This window comes from Massilia psychrophila, from assembly GCF_002760665.1.
Classification (GTDB): domain Bacteria; phylum Pseudomonadota; class Gammaproteobacteria; order Burkholderiales; family Burkholderiaceae_D; genus JAFCUW01.
The window spans coordinates 1-2,873 of the sequence record NZ_PDOB01000076.1 but is presented as its reverse complement, the minus strand read 5'-3'; the positions used below and the strand labels follow the sequence as shown (position 1 = coordinate 2,873).

The following is a 2,873-nucleotide window of genomic DNA, read 5'->3' as shown; positions in this document are numbered from 1 at the left end:
CGGTGCGTAACGCAAGCCCTTGAGGAGCTTGCGGAAAAAGCGTTTTTCCGCCTGCCGGTTACGCCGGCTTTGCATGAGGATATCGAGCACATGACCGTTCTGGTCGACTGCGCGCCATAGGTAATGGTGCTGCCCTTGATGGTTAGCACCACCTCGTCAAGATGCCATTTGTTCCCGCGCTGCGGCTGGCGCCGGCGCAGTCCATTGGCATATCCTTGGCCGAACTTCAACGTCCATTGGCGGATTGTCTCGTACGTGACGATGATGCCACGGCTGGCCATCAATTCTTCGATGTCGCGAAAATTCAGCGAAAACCGAAAGTAGAGCCACACCACATGGCTGATGATTTCCGCCGGGTAGCGGAAGCCGCGGTAGAGTAGGGAATTTTTCATCACGCTACTTTACAAAACTTTACTGACGGCGGTAAGTTGACAGTACCAAACGCACGCCTTTGAAGTTGAGCATGTCGATTCGTCAAGTGTTCGGAAACCACAGCTTACCCGAACCGTGCGGCCTCGTCGCCAATACGACAAAGTCCGCATACGCCCGTTTACAGAAAATACAAAAATATATCCCGAACTTTACGGTCATAGGACCATCGAAATTGGATGCAGAAAATCGTTTTATGGTCACGTGTGATAGTGGCGTCTGCCAAAAAGGCACCTATGCCGCTATAAAACGTGCGGCCCAGGCTTGTCCATATTTCGCAGCGTATCTTCAATGTGACGGCGTCTGTCAAGGGCCAGTGGTCATCCACTTAAAAGGAAACTTATGCCAAATACCATAAATCATTACGACATTGTCATTATCGGCGCTGGGCAGGCAGGTGAACCGCTTTCAAAATCCCTGGCGAAAGCGGGCCGCAAGGTGGCACTGATCGAGAGTACCCACTTGGGTGGATCGTGTGTCAACTATGGGTGCACACCGACGAAAGCGGTGATCGCATCCGCGCGCGTCGCTCATATGGCACGGCGCGCATCGGAGTACGGCATCACTGTCCAGGGCGTGAAACCGGATTTCAAGGCGGTACTTGCGCGCGCCAAGCGCATTGTCGAGCAGTCAAAACAATTCTTAGATGAAAGTTTTACCCAACTTCGCAATCCGCTGCTGATCCGCGGCTACGCCCGTCTGAATGGTCGTGATGGAGAGAATTTTCAGATTTCCGTTGGTAAAGAGGTACTCATTTGCAAGCAAGTTGTGCTCGATACCGGGACGCGCACTCAGATACCACCCATTGATGGACTAGACGGGATCAACTACATCACAGCGGAAACTTGGCTTGAGCACGAACAATTGCCGTCGCATCTATTGATCGTTGGCGCGGGCGCGATCGGCCTAGAGATGGCGCAATTTTACCGGCGCATGGGGGCCGCGGTAACGGTGATCGGAAGCGGCCCGCAGGTGGCCGAGCATGAGGATGCGGATGTCGCGGACGCCATCCGGCACGCGCTGGAAACTGAAGGCATCCAGTTTATGTTGAATGCGAAGGCGAGCAAGGTAGCGACACAGACAAATGGGATATTGGTCACTGTTACCGATGAAAATACAAATGATGTGCGCCGAGTCGAAGCCAGCCATGTTTTTATTGCAACCGGCCGTAAGCCCAATACCGACGATCTTGGACTTGACACAATTGGACTAGAAACGACGAAAAAAGGAACGCTTGATGTCGACATGCGCCTGAGAACGTCCGTCCCCGGAATCTGGGCGGTCGGAGACATTCGCGGCGGCCCGATGTTCACACATACATCATGGGACGACTTCCGGATTGTCGAATCCCAACTGCTTGGCGATGGTTCACGCACCACCGATCGGGTCGTACCCTATGCTATCTTTACCGATCCGGAACTGGGCAGGGTCGGCATGACGGAATCGGACGCCCGCGCGGCAGGTAAATCGGTCGAGGTAGCGCGCTTCGAAATGAAGCATAACGGCAAAGCACGGGAAATTGGCGAAACGGAAGGCTTTATCAAGGTCGTTGTGGACAGCGATACGCAGCAACTTCTTGGCGCTGCAGTATTCTCTGCCGAGGCAGCCGAGCTTATTCACATCTATGTTGTGCTTATGAACGCGAAGGCGCCTTATACCGTGCTGGAAAACGCCATTCAAATTCATCCCACGCTGGCAGAAGCGGTTCAAAGCGCCGTAGCGACGCTGAAGCCAGCATAATCAAGGCTTGGTGAACTCCTTGGACTTGACACACGAAGATCAGTCGAATGGGATATCGCAGAAAGTTTTGTGAACACCTTTAAACGCGACTGCGCGAGTCGGTATTGTCAACTTAACGAATTGAAGAGACAAGACAGGAAAATCAAGGCCGGACTGCCTTAGAGTTGGAGAAAGGAAGTGCGGCAATTACAGGGAATTGCGTACACTGGCGACCACGTTCCAGAAAGTAAATGCCTGAGCGCGGACGTGCCGGGGTCCTGTCGCAGGTACTGTCAACTTACCGCCGTCAGTAAAGTTTTGTAACGTAGCGTGATGAAAAATTCCCTACTCTACCGCGGCTTCCGCTACCCGGCGGAAATCATCAGCCACGTGGTGTGGCTCTACTTCCGGTTTTCGCCGAGTTTTCGCTACATCGAAGAATTGATGGCCAGCCGTGGCATCATCGTCACGTACGAGACAATCCGCCAATGGACGCTGAAGTTCGGCCAAGGATATGCCAATGAACTGCGCCGGAGACAGCCGCAGCGCGGGAACAAATGGCGTCTTGACGAGGTGGTGCTAACCATCAAGGGCAGCACCATTACCTATGGCGCGCAGTCGACCAGAACGGTCATGTGCTCGATATCCTCATGCAAAGCCGGCGTAACCGGCAGGCGGAAAAACGCTTTTTCCGCAAGCTCCTCAAGGGCTTGCGTTACGCACCG

At 53.6% G+C, this 2,873-nt stretch carries 3 protein-coding genes; 2 read left to right on the top strand and 1 reads right to left on the bottom strand.

The genetic code is table 11. The annotated features are described in order from the left end of the window. Window positions 1-90 (bottom strand): hypothetical protein (locus tag CR103_RS24265; RefSeq protein WP_370659481.1); only part of this gene is annotated, 90 nt, incomplete at its 3' end. Window positions 91-771: 681 nt separating this feature from the next. On the opposite strand from CR103_RS24265, the gene CR103_RS21645 reads away from it, so the two are divergent. After that, the gene (locus CR103_RS21645) at window positions 772-2,169 is read left to right on the top strand and encodes a mercuric reductase (protein WP_099917946.1); all 1,398 of its coding nucleotides are present in this window, start codon (window positions 772-774) and stop codon (window positions 2,167-2,169) included. A 614-nt stretch (window positions 2,170-2,783) separates the two neighbouring features. Continuing rightward, window positions 2,784-2,873: hypothetical protein (locus CR103_RS24260; RefSeq protein ID WP_370659481.1), on the top strand; the 90-nt coding region annotated here is incomplete at its 3' end.

Excerpts from the sequence above, each read along its gene's own strand:
- CR103_RS21645 (WP_099917946.1), top strand. The coding sequence starts at position 772 with ATGCCAAATACCATAAATCATTACGACATTGTCATTATCGGCGCTGGG.